Below are 631 nucleotides of genomic sequence, written 5' to 3'. Positions count from 1 at the left end.
CATCAGACGATGATCGCCCAGTGGAAACGGCAGGCGATCGAGGGGATGGCGGCCACCTTTTCCGGGAAAGCGACGTCTGAGCCCCCGGTCAGCCCTGCTGATGTGGAGAAACTGCACGCGAAGATAGGCGAGCTTCTCGTGGAACGGGATTTTTTACGCGATGCCTCTGCTCGGTTGGGCGTGATCAGAGGCGGCAGATGATTGACCCGAAGCGAGCGCGTCTGCCGATAATTCGGCAATGCACGCTGCTGCGACTCAACCGGTCGGGCGTCTACTATCGGTCTGTGCCACAGAGTGAGGCCAATCTGGAGTTGATGCGGCTGATCGACGCCCAGTTCCTGGAAAGGCCGTATTATGGCTCGCGGCAGATGACATGGCATCTGCGCCGCCTGGGACATGAAGTGGGGCGCAAACGCGTCCGCCGGCTCATGGCGATCATGGGCCTGCGGGCGATCTACCAGAAGCCACGCACGAGTGTGCCCCATCCGGAGCATCGGAAATATCCATATCTGCTGCGGGATCTGGTCATTGATCGACCTAACCAGGTCTGGTGTTCCGATATCACATATATTCCCATGAAACGGGGATTTCTCTATCTCGTGGCGATCATGGACTGGTTCACGCGCAAGGT

1 pseudogene is annotated in these 631 nt (G+C 58.6%); it reads left to right on the top strand.

The window, feature by feature from the left end:
- Nucleotides 1-631 (top strand): annotated as a pseudogene (locus tag DY926_RS01015) (IS3-like element ISGxy1 family transposase); the annotation flags it as partial.

Source organism: Komagataeibacter melaceti, from assembly GCF_003403295.1.
GTDB lineage: Bacteria > Pseudomonadota > Alphaproteobacteria > Acetobacterales > Acetobacteraceae > Komagataeibacter > Komagataeibacter melaceti.
This window is presented reverse-complemented; position numbering and strand designations above follow the sequence as displayed.